A 21,235-nucleotide genomic window follows, 5' to 3' on the forward strand; every position below is an offset into this window, starting at 1 on the left:
TCACCCTATTTACCCGATCGCTTTCAACCCTAAGTGCTATACCTTAAAAAAAGACATCATGCCCGATCCCTAAAAGCCGTTGTTCCAGCATGACTGCCTAAACCAACACAACGACTGGCAAGGAGTAATACATGCAAGGAGCGGTCTTCACAGCCTTTTCCGATATGATCATCGAAAAAATGGGCATGGAAACATTAGACGAACTCATCGATACCACCAACCCTGAATCTGGCGGCGCATATACCGCTGGGGGCAACTATGCCGATAGTGAGCTATTCAATATGGTCGGTGCACTATCTGAAAAAACCAATATCCCAGCAGGCGAACTGGTTCGAGCGTTTGGTGAGTATTTGTTTGAAAAGCTATACAACAGCTGTCCAGCAGATGTTTCCCAAATTAAAGATTTAAAAACCTTCCTACTCGCCATTGACAGCGTGATTCACAAAGAAGTAAAGCGATTATACCCCCAAGCGTATTTACCCACGTTCGACTATGATGAAACACCAGATGGTAATTTAACAATCATCTATAACTCAGACAGAAAGCTGTGTGAACTTGCTGAAGGGCTGATTGTAGGCGCAGCTGAACATTTCTCTCAACCGATACAACTCACCCATCCAGATTGCCTGCACCGAGGTGACAAGCATTGCAAGATTAAGGTTGAATTTCAGTAAGGCGGTGAGATGGAAAATACTGGCAACTTCAAACGTGCTTATGAAAGAGAACGACTTGCCCGCGTAGAAGCGGAAAGTTTGCTCGCGGACAAAACTCGAGATCTGTATGAAAATGTCATTGTTCTGGAGAAAACCCTTGAAGAACTCAAAGTAAGCCAAAAACAGCTTATTCAAGCAGCCAAGATGGCTTCATTAGGACAATTGGCCGCTGGTGTAGCACATGAAATTAATAACCCATTAGGGTTTTCAATGAGTAATGTGCAAATGCTGAAAGAGTATTTCAGTAAGATATTCAGCTTGGATGAGTATCTGACGACGCAGGAATTACTTTCAGGCGACGCACTGACTCAGTATCAGGCCAAGCGCGAAGAAATCGCCATCGACTACCTAAAAGACGACACTCAAGAACTTATCGATGAAACGTTTGATGGGTTGGATAGAGTTCGCAATATCGTCTCTAGTTTAAAGCAAGTCACTCACTCGGGAGAGAGTAACGAAGAGCAATGTGATATCAATAGCTGCATCGAAGATTCGCTAAAAGTAGTCTGGAACGAAATAAAATATAAAATGGAGGTGAAAAAGCACCTACAGCCTGACCTTCCTCCCCTCCAAGCGAATAGCCCAAATATTCAACAGATATTAATTAACATGTTCGTGAATGCCTCTCACGCTTGTGAAGAAAAAGGCATCCTTACCATCATCACCAAGTCGGCTATCTATAAAAAATTAGAGGGCATTTTGATTAAAGTTGAAGACAATGGCATGGGAATGAGCGACGAAGTAAAAGAAAAGGTCTTTGACCCATTTTTTACCACGAAACCCATTGGAGTCGGAACTGGGCTAGGACTATCGGTCACACATAACTTAGTTGAAAAATACGGCGGATATATTGCAGTAAAAAGTAAGCTAGGGGTCGGCACTCGCTTTGAGATATTTTTTCCTTTGAACCATCCATAAATGCCCCCGCCACGTTGAGCCTGCGGCGATTCTAATATTTCAGTTGAGCTAATATTTGGAAGCAGATAGACTCTCAACCCCGAACCTCATTGAACGACTTGTTATGACCTACCAATGCCCACTTTGCCATAAAAGCCTGTCTCTCATCGATACACGGTACCAATGTGAAAATAACCACCAGTTTGATATGGCAAAAGAAGGTTACGTCAATTTAATGCCCGCCAACCACAAGCGATCAAAAGATCCCGGCGACAATAAAGAGATGATGCAGGCTCGGCGTCGATTTTTAGCATTCGGACATTATGAACCATTAGCAAAACGGATCGCGCAAGTCTGCGCTTCAGAGCTTAACAATAAAGATAACCCCTTGTTAGATATCGGCTGTGGAGAGGGATATTACACACATCAAGTCCAGCAGAAGCTCGTTGATACAAGCGCATCCTCAAACGTTTTCGGGCTTGATATTTCCAAAATTGCGGTTAAATATGCGGCCAAACGCTATCCTGATTGCCGTTTTGCCGTTGCCTCCAGCCATCGGCTACCTTTTGCCGCCCATTCTCTAAGTGCGATCCTTAGAATTTATGCTCCGTGTAAATCAAGTGAGTTGGTACGCTGTATAGAACCAGGTGGAGCGCTGATTACCGTCACACCAGCAGCTAGGCACCTATTTCAACTTAAGAGCCTGATTTATCAGGATGTAAAACAGCATGATATGACACCAGAAACCCTTCCAGAGTTTGAGCTAGAGCTGGAAGAAAATATTCAATATCCAATGACTCTCCGAGATGGTTCAGCTCTCGATCTGCTCCAAATGACGCCATTTGCATGGAAAGCCAGCGAGGAGCTAAAACAAGAGCTTGAGCAAACGCATCAGTTTGATTGTGAAGCAGATTTTATGTTGAGGGTGTACCGAAAGCATTCAGATTGAGGCTATTTCGATAGTTTAAAAATTGTGAGCCTTTAAGCGTGCCCCGCATCAATTTTCTAAATCAAGCCGAATAGGCGCACTTCTTGCTAGTACATAGATTGAACAAATTGCGCATAATTAGCGCAAGTTTTGTTCGTCACTGTCGATACAGTTGTAGAGTATGTAGTAAGGAGAGCAATATGATACCAGTAGGCATGGAGCCAGCGAAACTGCCTTCCAACCAACAGGTGAAGCCTCAAACTAACTCAATAAATGCTGAGAGTGGACCTGCTCCGCTCAAAGTTGAGCAAAACAAAGTCACTTTGTCTGAAGAGGGCAAAGCGCTGCTTGCCGCCCTGCAGCAGATTGATAAAGAAGAAAAATTGACAGACAACCAAGATAAATCCATCGGCGATAATGTGAATTCATTTACCCGAGGCGCACTAGGCTTAGAGCGGCCAGATAAAGTTGAAGAGGAACCCGCTGACGATTCCTACGACGCAGGCAAGCTGCTTTCCACAGCGGCTACCATAGGCGGCATCATTTTAGCTCTAGTCTAACCGAACAATCCATTGATGACAGAATAAGTCCAGCTTGTTAATAAGTGAGTATTCATTAGCAAGCTCTTTTTTTGCAATCAACATCCTACTTCTTATAAATTCTAACGACTTCTCAGGTTTCTCTTCTGAACCTAAACTTTCGTGACTGTTCAGCTAAAGTATGTAGAGAGAACCACTAAGAGAACATGACATGAGCCAACCACTTAAAGAACTATTAGCGCTACTTCAGCTAGAGCAATTAGAAGAAGGGCTATTTCGAGGCCAAAGTGAAAACCTTGGTCTACCGCAAGTTTATGGTGGGCAGGTTATAGGGCAAGCCCTGTCAGCCGCTAGATATACCGTACCCACAGATCGAGCGGTACACTCTTTTCACAGCTACTTTCTCTATAAGGGTGATCCACTCAAGCCGATTATCTATGATGTTGAAACGCTAAGAGACGGCAGGAGCTTTAGCACCAGAAGAGTCAAAGCCATACAATATGGTAAGCCAATCTTTTATCTCACTGCTTCGTACCATATCCACGAATCTGGTTTCGAGCATCAAGTCGAGATGCCACAAGTTCCGGGACCAGAAAATTTTGCTTCCGAAACCGAATTAGCCGCCACACTTGCCGATAAACTGCCAGAGAAGCTGAAGAAAATGTTTTGCGGTGAGAAATCGATTGAGATTAAACCGGTTGTTGTCGTTAACCCTTTAAAGCCACACAAAGAGAAGCCCAAACAATACCTTTGGGTGCGTTCGAATGGTGAGATGCCAGATGATCTTCTAGTCCATCAGTATTTACTAGGCTACGCATCTGACTGGGGCTTTCTAGTCACAGCGTTACATCCCCATAAAGTGTCGATACTCACACCGAATTTCCAAGTTGCGACTATTGACCACTCAATGTGGTATCACCGCCCATTTAAAATGGATGATTGGTTATTGTATGCTATTGAAAGTCCTAATGCTTCAGCAACACGTGGACTCGTTCGGGGGGAAATATTTAACAGAAATGGCGAGCTCGTCGCCACTGCTGTACAAGAAGGAGTGATGCGGTTTAACAAAAGCTAAACCTGCATCTTGAAGTAACTTGGGTATAAACTAAGGTCAAATAGGCAATGCAGTCGTATATTTTAACGACTCCATAGCAAAAGTAGAGGTAACATTGGTGATACCATCTACGCTATTGACGAGTTTTTTATAAAATTCATCGAATTTTTGAATGTCTTTAACTTGAACTTTCATCATGTAGTCGTATTCCCCAGCCATTCGATAGAACTCCATCACTTCTGGAAAATCTGACACTTTCTCAACAAAGCCACTGTACCACTCATGGGAATGATCACGCGTTTTCACCAACACAAACGCGGTAAACGCCAATTCCAATTGCTCTGGGTTGAGCAGTGCGACACGCTTATCGATTACCCCAGAGTCTTCTAACTTTTTTAACCTTTTCCAACACGGCGTTGTGGTCAAATTGACAGCTTCCGCTAATTCATTCAGAGATAGTGTGCCGTCTTTTTGCAACAAGGATAGGATGGTACGATCAACTTTATCAAGATCCATTTTCTACTTTCACTCACAATTATAGAAAAATATCCCATGAATTATGGGTTATTGGGGAAGCAAAATAAAGGTATTTTTAGTGACTGTATATATCATTTGCTAATAAGTCATAAGGAAGGCAACTATGTATGCCTGTAAGTAACGGACTTATTACATCATCAACAAACCCTGCGCTGGTTTGTCGCTTAGGAATGATACTACGCTAACACTACCTTGTATTTCAGGGATAGCAATTTATTTAAAAGATGAGAGGGTGGCTAAATTAAAGGAACAAACTCCCCTGCCATTCCTCTATTGCGCTAGCATTCTATATGCAATAAATTGAATTTTCTAGCGATAAATCTCAACAACTATCGTAAATGTAACGCATCTTTCGGATTTAATGTGCAACATATTCAATATTCACTTATCGCAGTGTGAAGTTTAAGTCTGCCAAAAAATTAAGCGTCGAGAAAACCCTGCAGAACAAAAAAAGGCCTGAACATTAATGTCAGGCCCCTGATGTAAGTGCTTACTAAAACTAGCCTTGGATCCCTACAATTAACCACGGTGCGTTAGGCGTGGTAAGATCTCGTTCAAGGTGCCACAAATCTTTAATGTCTTCTTCTACATTTTCGACTGGGTCCTTGTATCGCCCACTAAATTGTAAGCTGATCTGTGCTTTCTGAGCATCGAATTCCGCGCGAACAATTTCTGCATCGACATACATGACATCAGTATGCTGCTCACCCTGTAACTTTGCTCGCTCTTCTTTAAGATCGGCAAATAGGCTTGCTGACACATACTCTTCGATCTTATCCAGCTGATTAAAATTCCATGCGCCTTGAAGGATTCGATAATGCTCTCTTGCACCATCAACAAAGGACACTTGATCAAACCCTGGGGGAAAGTTATGTGGAACATCGTTCACTGATCCAAACTGACCAGTAGAAGTATTACCTCCACCTGCTTGCTCAAAATTTCTTTCATTCACAGGCTCGGTTTTCGGTTCATGCGCACCGCCATATGCGGGCTGCTGACGATGCTGGTTAATGCTGCCTTGTTTAGCCCCTAGCATACCTCGCACCAGTTTGAATATGATAAAAGCAATCACACCTAGGATAAGAATATCCATAAACTGGATGCCATCAAACGCACCACCGAACATGGCCGCTAGCAATCCTCCGGCTAACAAACCACCAAGTATTCCGCCCATCAGGCCTTTTTTACTCGAGCCTTGAGCTTTGCCTGCCTGATTCTTACCAATACTATTGGTGTTCATGTTTTGTTGTTTAGGCGCAGGCGCAGTTTTGAAACTTTTTCCAAAAGATCGCCCACCGCCAAACTTTTTAGCTTCTGCTACTTGCGCGGTAACAACGGTGACCATCAATATCGCCACAAGAGATAAAAATCGTTTCATCTTCTTCCTTACGTATTTTTCCTATCCATTTCTAATCATAGCGTTTCAAGTGACGGGGGGAAACATCTACTCTTCGAATTCATGTATCAGAATATTGCAAAAGGAGCATAGGTTTGTTGACGCTACTATACATACCTATCTAAAATATTGAACGTTGTATTATTAGCGATTAAGTAGCATGGCACGTAGAAATGATCACACACGCGAAGAGTTAACTGAACTGACTCTCGCGGCAGTAAAAACCTTTTTGTCCGACAAATCACATCATGAATTGAGCTTGAGAAAAATCGCCAATCTTGTTGGTTATGTTCCGAGCACACTCGTCAATATTTTTGGCAATTACAACCTTCTACTCCTTCATGTCATCGCAGAAACGCTCGACGAGCTTTCTGAACAGGCTCAAAGTATCTTGGCAAATGAGCAGCAACCTAAACAAGCCCTGTACCAACTGGCTTATTGTTATCATGATTTCGCTTGCGACAATCGATATCGTTGGCAGCTAATTTTTGATCACAATATGAATGGCGAATCCTTACCAGAATGGCAAGCACTGAGAATCGAAAAAATGACGGGCATGCTCGAAGGTCTTCTCAAGCTCCTATCTCCCGATAGAAGCTGCACCGAAGTCGTACAAGCAAGTCGAGTGCTTTGGGCTGGTGTACATGGTATTACCTTGCTTAGCGTAGACGATAAGTTTTTTGCCGCCGAACCCATCGATGGCAAAAAGTTGATCTCAAATTTACTCTCCCACTACCTCACCGATTGGTAACGACGAAAGGATGAAATATGCCAACACAAGAAAATGGCAGTTTACTTAGACAAAAACGTTTTCTTCCCTACTTTATTACACAATTTTTCGGCGCTTTTAATGACAATGTGTTCAAAAATGTATTGTTAATCTTCGTTGCTTTTTCGAGCACACAAGCGCTTCCCATGTCGAGCAATTTGTTTATCAACTTGGCTGCGGGATTGTTTATCTTGCCATTTTTCTTGTTTTCAGCGTCGGCCGGGGTATTGGCCGACAAATACGAAAAATCAAACTACATCAGAAAAGTCAAAATCTTTGAAATTGTTATCATGACATTTGGAGCAATTGGTTTTATCACCAATAGCTACGGCATACTGCTTATCTTACTGTTTTTGATGGGTACTCAGTCGGCGTTTTTTGGTCCGGTCAAATACGCGTTATTACCTCAACACTTAAAAGCCAAAGAGCTAGTCCCGGGTAACGCACTGGTTGAAACAGGTACCTTCCTGGCCATTTTAATTGGAACCATAGGCGCTGGGTTCATCGCTTCAGCAGAGCAAGCAAAATGGCTCGCAGGCATTTCGGTGATCCTGTTTGCCGTGTTAGGTTATTTAGCAAGTCGGCATATCCCAATCGCCCCCGCTTCTGCACCAGAGCTGACCTTTCGCTGGCAACCGGTGAAACATACCAAAACAACCTTATCCATCGCGAAGACAGATAAGGTTATCTTTCAATCTATTATGGCGATAAGCTGGTTCTGGTTTTTAGGCGCCACCTATTTAACGCAATTCCCTAATTTTACTAAAGTCTATCTACATGGCGGAGAAAGTGCGGTTTCCTTTTTACTGGCCCTATTTTCCATAGGTATCGCTGTTGGCTCCCAACTGTGTGACAAGTTATCTGGGCACCGAATCGAGATAGGCATCGTACCTATAGGCAGTCTAGGCATTACTGTTTTCGGCTTTTTGATAGCCTATTCTATCCCGCACGATCTTCCGCAGTTTAGCTCCCTTTATTCGTTCATCTCCTACCCAGGTCTTTGGCCAGTTTTCGCCTGTTTGTTGTTGCTTGGCGCTTCTGGTGGTGTGTTTATTGTTCCTCTGTATGCTTTGATTCAGCACCGATCAAAAGTAAACCAACGAGCGCAGATCATCGCAGCATTAAATATCTACAACGCGTTGTACATGGTAGGTAGTGCAGTATTGGCGATTGTGGCTTTATCTGTGCTAGGTCTTTCTATCCCAGCACTCTTTGTCCTTATTGCCATCATCAACTTTGCCATTACCATCTATTTGTGCTTTCAAGTTCCTGTATTTCTTGTGCGGTTTGTTTTATGGATTCTGACTCACACCATTTACAAGGTAAAACATAAGAACTTTCATCATCTGCCAGAAAACGGGGGGGCTCTGATAGTGTGTAATCACGTCAGCTATATGGATGCGCTGTTACTCAGTGCTATCTGTCCAAGGCTCATTCGATTTGTGATGGAAGAAGACTATGCTCAATTCAAACCGCTGCAACGTTTTTATCAAAGAGCCGGCGTCATCCCAATATCTGCGACCAATAAAAGTGCTATCCGCGCCGCACTTAAGTCCGTTGAAGATGCACTGAATGATGGTGAGTTGGTTTGTATCTTTCCAGAAGGAAAGCTCACACCAGACGGTGAGGTCCAAGAGTTTCGTCGTGGAGTAGATTTGATACTCAGAAATGCCACCGCACCCGTTATCCCTATCGCTCTAAAAGGTATGTGGGGAAGCTACTTTAGCCGCTACAAAGGTAGAGCATGTAAAGGCTTGCCATCTCGTTTTAGAACAAAAATAGAAATTGAAGCCGCACCGCCAATTGAAGCTGCACAAGTAGATACGGTTTCTCTGCGCAATGTTGTCTCTGAGCTGAGAGGAGGATGGCGCTAGCTCATCTCATAAGGAAGCTGGAACCATGTGAAGGAGCATGAGATGTTGTTAAGTTTTTCTGAACACTCGTTCAAAACATTAATACTTATAAAACTTAAAACTTGTGTACAATCACCACATATTTCATCAGTGGTTCGATTTCATGACAATAAATAAAAGTTATATACCGTTTGGTTTGGCGATGGGCGCGACACTAACGCCTTTCGTTAATTCCCCAATTGCACTCGTTATTGGCTTTGTAATGGCTAGCTTCGGCATGGTCCCACAAGGATTTTCTTTAACCAAGTGGACCAAAACCTTACTGGCGTATTCAATCGTTGGCTTGGGCTTTGGAATACCCTTTCGCCAAGCGCTTACTGTTACATCAGATGGTATTGGCCTAATCGTCGCGACCATCGCAGGCACATTAGTACTCGGTTGGATTGTTGCTCGAACCATCAAGCTAAATAAAACCACTGGATATCTTATTGCATCTGGTACTGCAATTTGCGGAGGCAGTGCGATTGCTGCCATCGCTCCAGCCATCAATGCCGACGACGAACAAATTGGCTTAGCACTTGCGACCATCTATATCCTTAACTCAATAGCACTATTTTTATTTCCAGTTATCGGTCATGCCCTACATTTAGACCAGCAAACCTTTGGTACTTGGGCAGCAATTGCTATTCACGATACGTCCTCTGTGGTTGGCGCAGCTTCTGCGTACGGAAATGAAGCGCTCACAACAGCTACAACACTAAAACTCACTCGTGCTTTATGGATCATCCCTGTTGCCTTTATCAGTGCCATGCTATTTAGAAGTGAGTCAAAGAAAATTACTATTCCTTACTTTATTTTCTTTTATATCTTGGCCATTGGTATTAGCGACTGGTTGCCACAATTTCATGTGCTATACCATGGAATATTCGTTGCTTCCAAAAAACTGCTGGTCGTGTGTTTATTCTTAATCGGTTGTGGCATTACGATTGAAAAACTGAAAGCGACGGGTGCCAAACCGCTGATGTATGGCGTGGGGTTATGGATTGCTATTTCTGTTTCTTCATTGACTTGGCTGCTTTACCATAAGCTTTAACTCTCTTGCACATAGAAAGCTCCGCCCAAGTCGCAACTTGAGTTGGCTTGGGTATAAATTAGCTTGAACGTCGGCCTTTCTGCAGGGAAATACAGATAATCAAAACAAAGGTTGTTAGAAAAGCCGTCAGTTCAAGCAATGACCGTACAAGCCCACCATTCTGAGTTGCAATGACAATTTGGAACACAATTGCAAGTAACAGAAACAATCTCATTTTGTGCCTTCGTAATTCACTATTCGCTTAATGGACTTTATTATGGATGGAGGACGTTAGAAATTTAAATTCTGTTTTGGACTATCAAATAACTCGATAGTTGGTGAAATTATTTGCCACGTATTCTTTCACTTTTTTACGTGATAGTTTCATGCCAGTATTCAGTAATTTTTCTGGCAGTAAATGATAGTATTTAGGGCGCTTAAAACGTTCTAATTTTCCGTCTAACCAAGAATCTAGAGACATGCCAGAAATATCTTCCCTACCTGAAATTAACGCCATAGGCGCTGCTCCATATTCACTATCGTCAATGGGAATCACAATAGATAATTGCACTTCAGGATGTTGGTTAAGTACAGATTCAATTTCTTCACAATGAATATTCTCACCGCCAGAAATAAACAGATTGTCCTCCCGACCTAATATCCGTAACTCCTCACCAACCCACTCGCCAAGATCTCTGGTATCAAACCAACCACGTTGGTCCACGATGGGAGCTAGATGGCCTTGATAATAATATCCGCAAGCCAATGTATCTCCAGATAAGTAAATTTTCTTGTTGTCTATGCGCAGCCGTCTATTCGGTAATACGTGTCCCACGCTATCGACATCATTGACACGTTTTACACTGATGGTCGAGGCCGCCTCAGTCATCCCATAGCCGACCCAAGTTTGGATGTTTCTCTGCTCCGCCGCTTGATACAAAGTACTGGGGATCGCGCTGCCACCTAATAACACGGTGTGAAGTTTAAGTACTTTTTTACTTCGCAGCAGACGCTGCAATTGGGTTGCAACGAGCGATGCATGAGTTACGTTGTCAATATCCTGAATCAGGTCTCCGCGGCCTATTTTGATGCATGCTCCTGATACCAACCAACGGTGTATGATACTTAAACCGGAAACATGATACATAGGCAAGCTCAGTAACCAGACATCTCCTAACGAAAAGGGGATTTTTTCCAGTAATCCGTATGCAGATGCTCGATGTTGTTTAAGGTTATGGGCAACCGCTTTGGCCACACCAGTAGAGCCTGAAGTAAAAAGAATAGAGGCGATGCCTGTTTGTGAGGTGATATGTTGTGAGGCGTTATGTTGTGAAACATGAATGGCATTGCTGGGTTTGCTTGAAGTGATATCCCAAGAAATTGGCTTACCATCAGCATGCAATTGTTCCACATCCGAAGAACTTAACTGCGCTTTAGCGCAAGGGCTTAGCCATAAGAACAAGGTGTGCCCTTTTACCGTAAGGCCCTCTAGTTTACTTCGTAATAATGAGTATGGCTGGGGGGCAATGATGGCACATTTGATCCCAAGCTCCAAGCAAGCCAAATACGCAATGACCAAGTCGAGTTCATTTTTACCAACCAGTGCAATGGAGTCGCCGTGGGACACGCCTAGAAAAGCAAGTTTGTTGACTTTTTGCTTAACGAGCCCACTAACTTCTTTCCAATTAAAATTGCCATCTGGTGATGTTAGAGCCATAGAAAATGGCCGTAATAACGACCATTTTTTCCACTCAAGCTGTAACTGAGTCACTAAGATCGCCACATCACTTCTTGTTCGCTGAGTGGAACAATAGGTAACTCACATCCTGGCCATGGTGTTTCTAGCTGGCACTCGAAAAACTTAACAGTATCAAGTCCTGGCACTACATCCGGTAACACCCAATTTGCAAACCTTGCAAGCTGTGTTAATCCGAAACTAGATTCGATGGTGGAGCTGATGACGGTTTGAATACTTTGTGCTCTTGCTTTTTCAATCAGCGAGATACAATCTTGGGCAGAGCCAATCAAAGTGGGCTTAATAACCAGTGTTTTCACCCCCAATAGGTCTTCAATTCGGAAGTCTTTGCGAGTAATTTCCCTTTGGATGGTTTCATCCCAGGCAATGGATATGCCTGTATTGATAGCGAAGGAAACACTATCTCCAGGCTGCGCGCATGGCTCTTCAACATAGGAAATTCGCTGACGTAACGAAGGGGTAATTTGAGCCGCAAATTCGGTGGCTTGATCTAACGTCCAAGTACGATTCGCATCGAGCCTTAATTTAAGATCAGGAATCGAGTCTAGAAATAGGTTTACCAGTAATCCATCTCGAATCGGCTCGTGATACCCCACTTTGATCTTGGCGACTTTCTTTGCACCCATTTTTTCTAGCTTGGGCGCTAGGGAATCTGGGTCCCCCGTACATAGAGGAGCGGTTAGATAGTTACCTTCTTGGGGGAGCTTACCGGAAAGCTCGAGTTCCGCAATAGATAAGCCAAAAGCGACAGAGGGAAATAAATCACTATAATCAAACTCTCCACCACGCACCCACATTTCGAGCTGGTGCTGAACCTGAACTCCAGCTTCTTCCGTCGATTCTATACTGAAGCAGCTTAACGGGGCGACTTCTCCCCGCCCCAATTGATTGTCTTCGGCGATTTCAACGATGAAACCCACTCTCTCTGACAGTTTTTGGCTTCTCAATATGACGCCACTATCCATAGGTAACGTATACCTATACAGCTTGGCAGATCTTGTCATTATTTTTCTTCCTTTTGTTCATTTTAACCACGCTACGCCTCTCGATTGTTATCAGGGTTGAGCACCTTGTTATGGGTTGCGTGGAAACATAGTAAAGTCTGGACGGCGTTTTTCATTAAACGCATTTCGGCCTTCCTGACCTTCTTCCGTCATATAAAACATCATGGTGGCATTACCAGCCAACTCTTGTAATCCTGCTTGGCCATCGCAATCTGCATTGAGTGCCGATTTAAGGCAGCGCAGCGCCACAGGGCTGTGCTGCAATGTTTCTCGGCACCAGCGAACTGTTTCTTTTTCTAGCTGCTCAACGGGAACTACCGTATTCACTAGTCCCATATCGAGCGCTTCTTGCGCATCGTAAAACCGACACAAAAACCAAATTTCGCGCGCTTTTTTTTGACCAACAATACGCGCCATATAGGAGGCTCCCCAGCCCCCATCAAATGAACCAACCTTTGGCCCGGTTTGCCCAAATTGAGCATTATCGGCAGCGATTGTTAAATCACACATCATATGTAAAACATGTCCGCCACCTACCGCCCACCCAGCAACAGAGGCAATCACAGGTTTTGGGCAAGTACGGATCTGACGTTGAAAGTCCAAGACATTCAGATGATGTGTTCCTGAGGCATCTTTATAACCACCGTAATCACCACGAATTTTTTGATCGCCGCCGGAACAGAATGCTTGCTCACCTAGACCGGTGAGAATAATAGCGCCAATACTTTCGTCGTATCTTGCGTCCGCTAAAGCTTCGATCATTTCGTTGACCGTCTGCGGGCGAAAAGCATTGCGCACTTGCGGCCGAGCAATAGTAATTTTTGCAATACCATCGCTCGATTTATGATACTGAATGTCGTCAAATTTCGCGTGACACGGTTGCCATTCGACCGGTGCGTAGAGCTCTGCTTCAGTGATACCAATCGTTTTTGCCATGGTGACTCCCATTGTTCTCGGCCGCCAGCAATATAGGTTTAACCCAATACAATAGACCTAATCACTCGCGAAAATATTTCTGGCTGTTCTTGATGTACATTGTGCCCAGCATTATGTATCTCACTAAAAGAAAGTTGACTCTCCTGAGCGATACGAGAGAATTTTGTGTCTTTCGCGCCACACACATAATGAACACGTGTCTCCAGCTGTTTGAGCTTGTCCAACAAGAATTCTTGTTTAGCTAACGATGTCGTTGTCAACATGCGAGCTACAGACGGCCCTAGGTTATCACTTCGCTTTAGTATCAAGTTTTGTCTTTGCTCATGGTTTAATGAACTAAACACCGGTTGCTTATACCAATCGAGCAAAACTTGCTCGATTTTTTCTTTCTCAAAACGATTGGCCCATCGTTGGTCTTGCGCCCATCTTTGCTTTTTTTCACTCTCGGTTTTAAAACCAAAGTTGCCGCCTTCAATCACCGCCATCTGCAAGTTAAATGCATCATAAATGCCAGAAACCAATCCGTGCATAAGGATCCGCCCACCTAGTGAATAACCGATTAACACAATGGGCGTGTTTTCAATAAGATGATAAGACAGTGTATCTGCGATTAAGTGTGCACAGTGTGTAAAGTTGTCACAAGATATAAATCGGTTTTGTCCATGCCCCGGCAGGTCAATGCCGACACAATGAAAAGGCTTGAGCTTTTTCATACACACTCGCCAATCTTCACTACTTCCTAATAACCCATGAAGAAAGACCAAAGCAGGCAGCTTTTTCGCCCCTTTACGATAAACCCGGCTACCCAGCACGTACCGCGTCCACTATCTGTGTGATATGCCCGTGTGATTCTTCCGATGGAACCGACACCTCGATTATCATTGCTCCTTCTCCCTCACAAATATGTTGCTCGAGCGATGCTTGATAAGCCCCCATGGATTCTGGCATGCAGTATAAGAGTCCAAACTGCTTAGCGGCGTGTTCAAACTGCAAATGATGAGGCATTTGGTATAAGCGCCGCTTTTTATCCTCTGGAATCGGCAAGAGATTAAATATTGCTCCTCCATCGTTATTGATCACGACAATCACTAAAGGCAGCTGGTCTGAGAGCAACGCTAAGGAGTTAAGATCATGCAATAAGGATGTATCGCCAATAAACACGATCATAGGTTTTTGAAGCGCTCGTTGTATTCCGGCCACGGTTGCAATATTGCCATCAATGCCAGAAGCACCACGGTTAGTAAATAGATCTCTATCCGATATTTGTGCAAACATGTCGACCAAGCGAATAAATAAACTGTTACCGATAAATAGCGAACACGCTTCTGACAGCTGAGATATTTTTCCAGCAATAGCAACTTCAGATGGGCGCTCAAACTGCTTCATCATAGGAAGAACTCGTTCTTGAACACGTAACCTATTCTCCTTGAGTTTATTTGCCCAATAAGCGCCGCTTGGTTTACACAATTTGCTCACCTGATACTGAACATATATCCAGTTACCAATATCGACTACATAATGCGTTTGAGCAAGGTGTGCTTGATTGTTTCGTGAGCCATTGGGCGAAACATAAATATAGTCAGCGCCAGCCAGAACGTGTGCTTCCAGCCAAGCAAGTAGGCGTTTTGAAATGATTTGAGCGCCAAGTTGAATGATCAAATCGCACTGGCATAAGATTTGAAGCTGGCTAGCGTCTTGCAGCCACGTATCGTAATTGGCCCAATCGCTTGTGACACCAGACTGCGGATCGGCGAATAAAGGCCAACTTAGAGACTCTGCGAACGTTTTAGCTAGCTTAGCCTCTTCTAAGCTCACTTTTCCTAAGATAATGAGTCCCTTTTTGCCAAAGTACTCTTCCGGGATAGGCGCACACTCAGTTTTAGGGATAATTTGTTGGCAGTATGTTTGGTCCGAGTTTCGCCACCGATCAATGCTATTTGAATTGATAAAATTCAAGTAGTCATCATCACTATAATCCGCATATAAAGGCTCGGGGAATGGGCAATTGATATGCACGGGGCCAAGGCTTATTGCTTGCTTAAACATGACATCATCAATGGTCGTTAATAGCCAATTAAGGGAGACATTGAGATTAGGGCTAGGTAGGCTTATTGCCTGAGTCACATGATGAGAAAAGATGCCCATTTGCTGAATCGCTTGATTCGCACCACAAGCAACCAATTCTATCGGCCTATCCGCAGTGACGACAACCAGTTTTTCGCCCGTAAGGTAGGCTTCAGCAATGGAGGGAAGTAAATTGGCAACGGCTGTGCCGGAAGTCACGACAATCGCAATCGGTTGATTGAGTGCCTTTGCCAATCCTAAAGCAAAATATCCTAGTCCCCTTTCATCAAAATGAGTATGAACTTCTAATTTAGAGTTTTGATCAGCCTCCAACGTGAGCGGAGTGGAACGAGAGCCTGGAGCAATGCAAATATGCCCAATGCCAAATCGACTGAGTTCTTCGAGCAACACTCGGCTCCATAACCTGTTCAATACCGCTTGATTGCTCATGACGCCACTCCCACCTGCTCTTGGCAAGGAAATAGCGATAATAAGGTAGACATTTTTTTATCCAATTCCTGCCATTCAGACTCTGCGTCCGATCCAGAAACAATTCCAGCACCAGAGTACAACTTTATGCTATCCCCTAACACCAAAGCACTGCGAATCGCCACACAGAACTCTGCTTTCTCGTGGCTAATATAGCCAATTGAACCGGCATACCAACCTCTGGAAAAAGGCTCGTATTGATCAATAAACTGCTTTGCTTCTAATCGTGGCGAGCCAGCCACTGCAGCTGTCGGCTGCAGAGTACCTAACAACTCCACATCATTTATCCCTTCGGATAGTGTTGCAGCAATATTGCGCTTCAAATGTTGGACGTAGCGTAAACGAACCAAGCGTGTTTTTTTATCAATGTCGATGCTTTTTGTGTGAGTGTGAAGGCGCTCTACGATGTCATCTACCACGCACTGATTTTCAGCTAAGTTCTTTCTATCGTTAGATAACCAGTACGCCAACCTAAGATCTTGCGTAGCGCCCTCACCGCGACCAATGGTTCCCGCGAGTGCTTCCGTACATAGCGTTCGATTATGTCTGGTATATAAGCGCTCAGGCGTCGATCCAACAAAGCTACTTTGCCTATTTAGCGTCAACATAAAATGATAGCTTTGGCCGTTACTTGCACGACTGGCCTTTAGCAGCTGACTTCCGGACAACGGACGGTCTAATCTCAGCGTTGTTTGTCGAGCCAAGACCACTTTTTTGGATGCTCGCAGACAAATATGACTCAACGCTTTGTTTACCAATCTATCCCATGCTGCTTTGTCTGGTACATGTTCCATCGAGCAAATATTGGAGGAAATGGCAGTCACTGGCCGAAACGAGAATTTGATTGCTCTTAAACTGGCTAGGGTTTGGTGTTTTCCATGAGTTAAGTTCACTGACAATGACCAAGTATCGCCATCTCGAACTAGCTCTATTTGTGGCAGAAAAAAGAAACAAGATTCACTTTGTGGATGGTTATCTGCGCTACTATCAAAAGTACGTCCACCCCAAATTCTCTGTTCAGCGTTAAGGATAGGGTAAGCAGAAGCTAAATCTGAAAAGGCCTGTACTTGCCCAATTGCGACCACTTCTTCTCTCATATCGCGAGATTGCCAATAAAACTTGGGATAGAGAACCTGAGATTCTAACCAATCAATTGGGTCAAACTCAGGCTTACTCACTAGCAGCTGCGTTATGCGACATTCGCCATCTGTCGCATTTTCCACTCGTTTGATAAGCTGAGTTAAAGCGTGATGAAAGTGTGACAAGTCTACCTCGGTTTTCCACCTGTAACAGATAGTGCTTATTATCACTGGTTGCTAGATCCTTGGCTTTACTTAGATCAACAATTACATCGATTGTTACCATTGCCTTAGGTGTAAACGTACTTTTTGACTGGAGAGTGAATATGAACCTTTAATTGGTATGCTATGCAATAACACTGCCTTGCTTATTAAATACACTTAATTATTGACGAATCAAAGAACGATAATTAAAGAGCTTGATATTGTTTCACTACATAATATCAAGGTAAAAATTATTGAAAAAACAACTAATAGTCTTCATAATCTCACCACATTATAAATGTAACAAAATGTAAAACCCAAGTTAATATATATTAATGTAAGACTTTGGTTTTGAATATTCTAAAACACATACAATTATCATATTATAAATTATAGAATAACAATGAAAGACGTATACATAGCCCTCGATTACTCTAGCTCATATCAACAATCTAGTGATTTTAGTCAAGGCCGCACTGGTGATATAAAAAGCTACCTTTCGGCTAAAGTAACAAAGAAATCTAATACTCTAAATAGAAAAAGCGATATTACCTTTTACGTCCCAATGGACTCACAGAAAAAAGCGACTGGATTAGCCGAAGCTGTCGACTTTATTTATTCAAAACTGAACACTATACGATACACACATATAAAGTTTGTTGTATTTGGTCATGGCCATTATGACTGCGCATCATTTATTTATTCTTACCAGCCCAAACGGGTCCCGGTAAATAATGTGGCCAATGACATATATGAGATCATAAAGGGCGTTAACGAAAAGTGCTGGCGTGTTAACTATCCGGTTTACTATATCAAACTATGTATATGCTACTCGGGCCGATCAACACAGTACGTCCATACGAATCCCGCAGCAAATCAAAGTGTTAAAGACCCTAGAAATAGTTTGGCAGGGAGATTGGCTGCCCAATTAAAACACCGCAATGTTACTGACTTCGTTCTAAAAGCATACTTTACTCCCACAGAAGTCAGTGAAGATGAAAGCCATATTTATGCGATATCTGAACACGATTTGCAGATGAAAAGGCGCATTAGAATTCAATACGATGAAAAGATCAGCAGTGCTAGACAAGTGGCTGAATTTATTCGTACTGCAGATTCACCGACTCAAGAGAAGTATATACAGGATGCTATATGTGGTGTGAAAAATAAATGTGCCAGTGTTGTATCAGAATTGTACCAAAACAATCAGCTAGAAATAGATACGTTTGAAAGGCTACTTTTAAACAGCATTACCCCATTCTGTCAGCAACTAGTTGATCTTACGAGCAGCAAAACGATCCCGGGTGACTGGGTTGACTATATACGTATAATAGGTTGGGGAAATTACGCTAACCTCTATGCGGCACCAATAGCATCTAATAAAGTGAACAGCATTACTTGGGTTTGTAAAAGTGGCAAATTGACTGGTGAAATTAAAAGTCAAGGTGATCTCATACAATCATAATTGAGTTTGAAGCGAATTTTTCAGCCACATGGACTCTTATAGTTAAAGAGTCCATTTCAATGAATATCAATTCATTCAGCTATTCTAATACGTCAAATAGAAGAGCATAAATTATTCGCATTCAAATACACTTCTCGTTTGAACGACTCGTTAGAAATCGAATCCAATACCACTTTAGTAAACACGCTGATCTGGCGACTTGTCGATTCCCATACGTCAAACAAAGCAGATGTCATCAAGTATCGAATACGGTCGCCATTATTGGTGAGACTGTTCAAGTGATTGATGTCTATAAATCTTATTGCATCGACAATAGAATGTGTGGTTTTATCCGAACGAAAGATAGACAACATTTTCTTTGTTGTTTTAGTTAAGCTCATAGTATTAAAATTTTGCCGACGCAATGGAGGCTCGCCTGAGTTTTTTCCATAGTAGTCAAAAGACGGCTTTCCTTCCCCACCCCGAATTAAAGCGGCAATAATGATGATATAGCGGACGATCTCGTTAGCCGTGCTGTACGTAATCTCAGAAGGATTTTTTGCTATCGCTAAAGATAGTTTCTTCAACGCATTACCCTTTCTATTACTGGAAGCTCGCCGCTTTAGAAACGAGCCTGATTTTGATAGTTCTAAAGCTAGCTGCTGAAGAAATAGTGCATCACTTTCGTGGATATAATGAGGACGCCTTTTACTATCCATTTCCCGCCTATTTAGCAAATGGTAATTTTCTCTACGTAGAAAGACGGGAGCACCAAAATAACCCGGGCATTTGGCAGGGTAGTGGAAAGTGTCATACTCAACACCATAGTTATTAGCCATATCCATCACAAAGTGAAACCGGTGGACTCTTGTTTCTTTCAACGAGTAATCCAGAGTCCAAAACGCGAAGAGTCCCCACGCAATAGCAGTGAGCTCGTGAGCATTTGCGCCTACAAACACGCCTAGCTGAAGCATACGGCCCGTGGTATAGCTAGGCCCTAGATGAACGGGCATATTTGCGCATCTCGCTGACTGTATAATGAGCGACTGCTCTTGTATTGTACCTGCGTTCCTAAATTGCATATGAGACAACGTCATTTGTCTATATTTGCCAGCTTCATCCTCTTGAATTAGTGTCGCTTTATCCTTATCCTCAGGAACCCGCGTATAATCTTTTTCCATATCGGTAAATAAATCCATAACATCATGTATTACCGCAACTTTATTCGCCAATGAACAAGACTCTGGGTGTATGAGGACTTTTTTGATTCCTCTAACGCTGTAATAATAATGATACCTACCTGAGGTATATCTATGCCTATTAAATATGTTTCTTAGCTTTCCTTTTATCTCTTCTTCTAATTCTCTATCTCTTAGATTCAAATTGGGCTTGTTACAAAATTCAACGAGCTTTATATGTATTTTCTTAAGCACGCTGTTTAAGTACTTATCAATAATTTTTGACTCTTTGACTTGAGAGGCTAATTCTTTCTCAATGGCTAAACTAGACATGGAGCGAGCTTCACCAACCAAAGCAATTGATAACTCAAGATATTTGTTGAAACGTCTGTCCTCAAAATTCTGTCGTCGTATGTACCTCGTTTTTCTTCCATCTGAAGAGGACATCCATTTCTTTAAAACAAGCAATACCTCTTCTCGATAGAATTCAAATTCAGACACCAACCTTTTCATTGATTGTGCTTTGGAAGAGGGTATCCTTGAATACATGTTTAAAGCTTCCCGCACCGATTGAACAGCATTCTCCACGGCGATAAATGCGGCCTTGGTGTCCGTTAACGCAACATATGTATTTCCAGAACGCATCAGTATTTGGGGTAACACCACTGACCAGTTTATATTGCTCGTCACTTTCTGCTTCAGCGATATATCTAGGCTGGAACTTCTCTCTAATGAAGACTCAGTGTCAGCTCCTACCTCTAGGTGCTGGGACAACAAAAGTGTCAGCGTTTCCATTTTAAATTCAGACAGCTGACCTGTTAGCTGCTGAAAAACATGGCCTAACTCATGGGTAAGTAACTCATCCCGTTCTTTCTCATCTAGCCAATATTTGGGGTCAATATAAATATCAGTGCCATGAGTGAATGCTTTAGATAATATCAAAGATGGTAATGAACTAATTCTTACTCTAACCATGGATAAGTCAATGAAAAATAAACCACTAAGCTTATCGAATAATGATTTTGGCAAAGATAGCCCGGTACTTTGCCTTCCATATTCAAGGCTATTTTTCATCCAACTGATATCTAACTTTTTAGTAAGCATAATTTCCGTGTAATTATTTTTTTCGGAATCCTAGCAATTAATATTCACTCTCCAAAGAAAATAATTAATATGGAATATAATATTGTCGTAATTTTATGCCCAGCTTCACATTTAGGAAAAATCAATTAAGTAAATAAACGTTTATACAGAACGAATAACTAATAATTCCCGTAAAAATAATTGCAGCGCACCTTTAATACCATATTTAAATAATGGGTA

General features: G+C 42.7%; 18 protein-coding genes. 9 read left to right on the plus strand and 9 right to left on the minus strand.

Annotated elements, in window-relative coordinates; genetic code table 11:
- Positions 1-131 precede the first annotated feature (131 nt).
- The 5 genes from M9194_RS16765 (at position 132) to tesB (ending at position 4,152) form a co-directional block, all read left to right on the plus strand.
- Entirely contained in the window at positions 132-674 is a 543-nt protein-coding gene (locus M9194_RS16765) for a heme NO-binding domain-containing protein (protein ID WP_250613837.1), read from the plus strand.
- Positions 675-683: 9 nt separating this feature from the next.
- Positions 684-1,631 (plus strand): sensor histidine kinase, encoded by a 948-nt coding sequence (locus M9194_RS16770; protein ID WP_250613838.1) that lies wholly within the window; start codon positions 684-686, stop codon positions 1,629-1,631.
- 103 nt (positions 1,632-1,734) lie between these two features.
- Positions 1,735-2,559 (plus strand): 23S rRNA (guanine(745)-N(1))-methyltransferase, encoded by an 825-nt coding sequence (gene rlmA, locus M9194_RS16775; RefSeq protein WP_250613839.1) that lies wholly within the window; start codon positions 1,735-1,737, stop codon positions 2,557-2,559.
- A gap of 179 nt (positions 2,560-2,738) precedes the next feature.
- Positions 2,739-3,098: a hypothetical protein gene (locus M9194_RS16780; RefSeq protein ID WP_250613840.1), complete on the plus strand. Its 360-nt coding sequence runs from the start codon at positions 2,739-2,741 to the stop codon at positions 3,096-3,098.
- 190 nt (positions 3,099-3,288) lie between these two features.
- Entirely contained in the window at positions 3,289-4,152 is an 864-nt protein-coding gene (gene tesB, locus M9194_RS16785) for an acyl-CoA thioesterase II (RefSeq protein ID WP_250613841.1), read from the plus strand.
- 36 nt (positions 4,153-4,188) lie between these two features.
- On the opposite strand, the gene M9194_RS16790 is transcribed toward tesB, so the two are convergent.
- Positions 4,189-4,647 carry an Lrp/AsnC family transcriptional regulator gene (locus M9194_RS16790; RefSeq protein ID WP_250613842.1) on the minus strand — a complete coding sequence of 153 codons (459 nt, stop codon included), beginning with the start codon at positions 4,645-4,647 and terminating at the stop codon, positions 4,189-4,191.
- 520 nt (positions 4,648-5,167) lie between these two features.
- Positions 5,168-6,046 carry a Tim44 domain-containing protein gene (locus M9194_RS16795; protein WP_250613843.1) on the minus strand — a complete coding sequence of 293 codons (879 nt, stop codon included), beginning with the start codon at positions 6,044-6,046 and terminating at the stop codon, positions 5,168-5,170.
- A gap of 178 nt (positions 6,047-6,224) precedes the next feature.
- Between M9194_RS16795 and M9194_RS16800 the strand changes: the two genes are divergently transcribed.
- From M9194_RS16800 to M9194_RS16810, 3 genes are all read left to right on the plus strand, one after another.
- Entirely contained in the window at positions 6,225-6,815 is a 591-nt protein-coding gene (locus tag M9194_RS16800; protein ID WP_250613844.1) for a TetR/AcrR family transcriptional regulator, read from the plus strand.
- A 17-nt stretch (positions 6,816-6,832) separates the two neighbouring features.
- Entirely contained in the window at positions 6,833-8,707 is a 1,875-nt protein-coding gene (locus M9194_RS16805; RefSeq protein ID WP_250613845.1) for an MFS transporter, read from the plus strand.
- 142 nt (positions 8,708-8,849) lie between these two features.
- The gene (locus M9194_RS16810) at positions 8,850-9,779 is read left to right on the plus strand and encodes a YeiH family protein (protein WP_250613846.1); all 930 of its coding nucleotides are present in this window, start codon (positions 8,850-8,852) and stop codon (positions 9,777-9,779) included.
- A gap of 298 nt (positions 9,780-10,077) precedes the next feature.
- Here the strand turns inward: M9194_RS16810 and menE are convergent, their stop codons facing one another.
- From menE to M9194_RS16840, 6 genes are all read right to left on the minus strand, one after another.
- Positions 10,078-11,541, minus strand: a complete 1,464-nt coding sequence (menE, locus tag M9194_RS16815; protein ID WP_250613847.1) for an o-succinylbenzoate--CoA ligase — start codon at positions 11,539-11,541, stop codon at positions 10,078-10,080.
- Positions 11,529-12,518: an o-succinylbenzoate synthase gene (gene menC / locus M9194_RS16820; protein WP_250613848.1), complete on the minus strand. Its 990-nt coding sequence runs from the start codon at positions 12,516-12,518 to the stop codon at positions 11,529-11,531. Before menC ends, menE begins: the two co-directional genes overlap by 13 nt.
- Positions 12,519-12,587: 69 nt before the next feature.
- Positions 12,588-13,454 (minus strand): 1,4-dihydroxy-2-naphthoyl-CoA synthase, encoded by an 867-nt coding sequence (gene menB, locus M9194_RS16825; protein ID WP_250613849.1) that lies wholly within the window; start codon positions 13,452-13,454, stop codon positions 12,588-12,590.
- Positions 13,455-13,492: 38 nt separating this feature from the next.
- Positions 13,493-14,266: a 2-succinyl-6-hydroxy-2,4-cyclohexadiene-1-carboxylate synthase gene (gene menH, locus M9194_RS16830; protein WP_250613850.1), complete on the minus strand. Its 774-nt coding sequence runs from the start codon at positions 14,264-14,266 to the stop codon at positions 13,493-13,495.
- The gene (menD, locus tag M9194_RS16835) at positions 14,256-15,968 is read right to left on the minus strand and encodes a 2-succinyl-5-enolpyruvyl-6-hydroxy-3-cyclohexene-1-carboxylic-acid synthase (RefSeq protein WP_250613851.1); all 1,713 of its coding nucleotides are present in this window, start codon (positions 15,966-15,968) and stop codon (positions 14,256-14,258) included. Before menD ends, menH begins: the two co-directional genes overlap by 11 nt.
- Positions 15,965-17,272 carry an isochorismate synthase gene (locus M9194_RS16840; RefSeq protein ID WP_250613852.1) on the minus strand — a complete coding sequence of 436 codons (1,308 nt, stop codon included), beginning with the start codon at positions 17,270-17,272 and terminating at the stop codon, positions 15,965-15,967. The genes menD and M9194_RS16840 overlap by 4 nt, the downstream gene beginning before the upstream one ends.
- 421 nt (positions 17,273-17,693) lie before the next feature.
- On the opposite strand from M9194_RS16840, the gene M9194_RS16845 reads away from it, so the two are divergent.
- The gene (locus tag M9194_RS16845; RefSeq protein ID WP_250613853.1) at positions 17,694-18,755 is read left to right on the plus strand and encodes a hypothetical protein; all 1,062 of its coding nucleotides are present in this window, start codon (positions 17,694-17,696) and stop codon (positions 18,753-18,755) included.
- A gap of 92 nt (positions 18,756-18,847) precedes the next feature.
- Here the strand turns inward: M9194_RS16845 and M9194_RS16850 are convergent, their stop codons facing one another.
- Entirely contained in the window at positions 18,848-21,016 is a 2,169-nt protein-coding gene (locus M9194_RS16850; RefSeq protein WP_250613854.1) for an eCIS core domain-containing protein, read from the minus strand.
- Positions 21,017-21,235: the final 219 nt, after the last annotated feature.

Origin of the sequence: Vibrio sinus, from assembly GCF_023634645.1 — a bacterium.
GTDB classification, from domain to species: Bacteria; Pseudomonadota; Gammaproteobacteria; order Enterobacterales; family Vibrionaceae; genus Vibrio; species Vibrio sinus.

Coding starts and splice junctions, on each gene's coding strand:
- tesB (WP_250613841.1), top strand. CDS start 3,289: ATGAGCCAACCACTTAAAGAACTATTAGCGCTACTTCAGCTAGAGCAA.
- M9194_RS16795 (WP_250613843.1), bottom strand. CDS start 6,046: ATGAAACGATTTTTATCTCTTGTGGCGATATTGATGGTCACCGTTGTT.
- M9194_RS16845 (WP_250613853.1), top strand. CDS start 17,694: ATGAAAGACGTATACATAGCCCTCGATTACTCTAGCTCATATCAACAA.
- M9194_RS16805 (WP_250613845.1), top strand. CDS start 6,833: ATGCCAACACAAGAAAATGGCAGTTTACTTAGACAAAAACGTTTTCTT.
- menB (WP_250613849.1), bottom strand. CDS start 13,454: ATGGCAAAAACGATTGGTATCACTGAAGCAGAGCTCTACGCACCGGTC.
- menD (WP_250613851.1), bottom strand. CDS start 15,968: ATGAGCAATCAAGCGGTATTGAACAGGTTATGGAGCCGAGTGTTGCTC.
- M9194_RS16765 (WP_250613837.1), top strand. CDS start 132: ATGCAAGGAGCGGTCTTCACAGCCTTTTCCGATATGATCATCGAAAAA.
- rlmA (WP_250613839.1), top strand. CDS start 1,735: ATGACCTACCAATGCCCACTTTGCCATAAAAGCCTGTCTCTCATCGAT.
- M9194_RS16790 (WP_250613842.1), bottom strand. CDS start 4,647: ATGGATCTTGATAAAGTTGATCGTACCATCCTATCCTTGTTGCAAAAA.
- M9194_RS16850 (WP_250613854.1), bottom strand. CDS start 21,016: ATGCTTACTAAAAAGTTAGATATCAGTTGGATGAAAAATAGCCTTGAA.
- M9194_RS16800 (WP_250613844.1), top strand. CDS start 6,225: ATGGCACGTAGAAATGATCACACACGCGAAGAGTTAACTGAACTGACT.
- M9194_RS16770 (WP_250613838.1), top strand. CDS start 684: ATGGAAAATACTGGCAACTTCAAACGTGCTTATGAAAGAGAACGACTT.
- M9194_RS16810 (WP_250613846.1), top strand. CDS start 8,850: ATGACAATAAATAAAAGTTATATACCGTTTGGTTTGGCGATGGGCGCG.
- M9194_RS16780 (WP_250613840.1), top strand. CDS start 2,739: ATGATACCAGTAGGCATGGAGCCAGCGAAACTGCCTTCCAACCAACAG.
- menC (WP_250613848.1), bottom strand. CDS start 12,518: ATGACAAGATCTGCCAAGCTGTATAGGTATACGTTACCTATGGATAGT.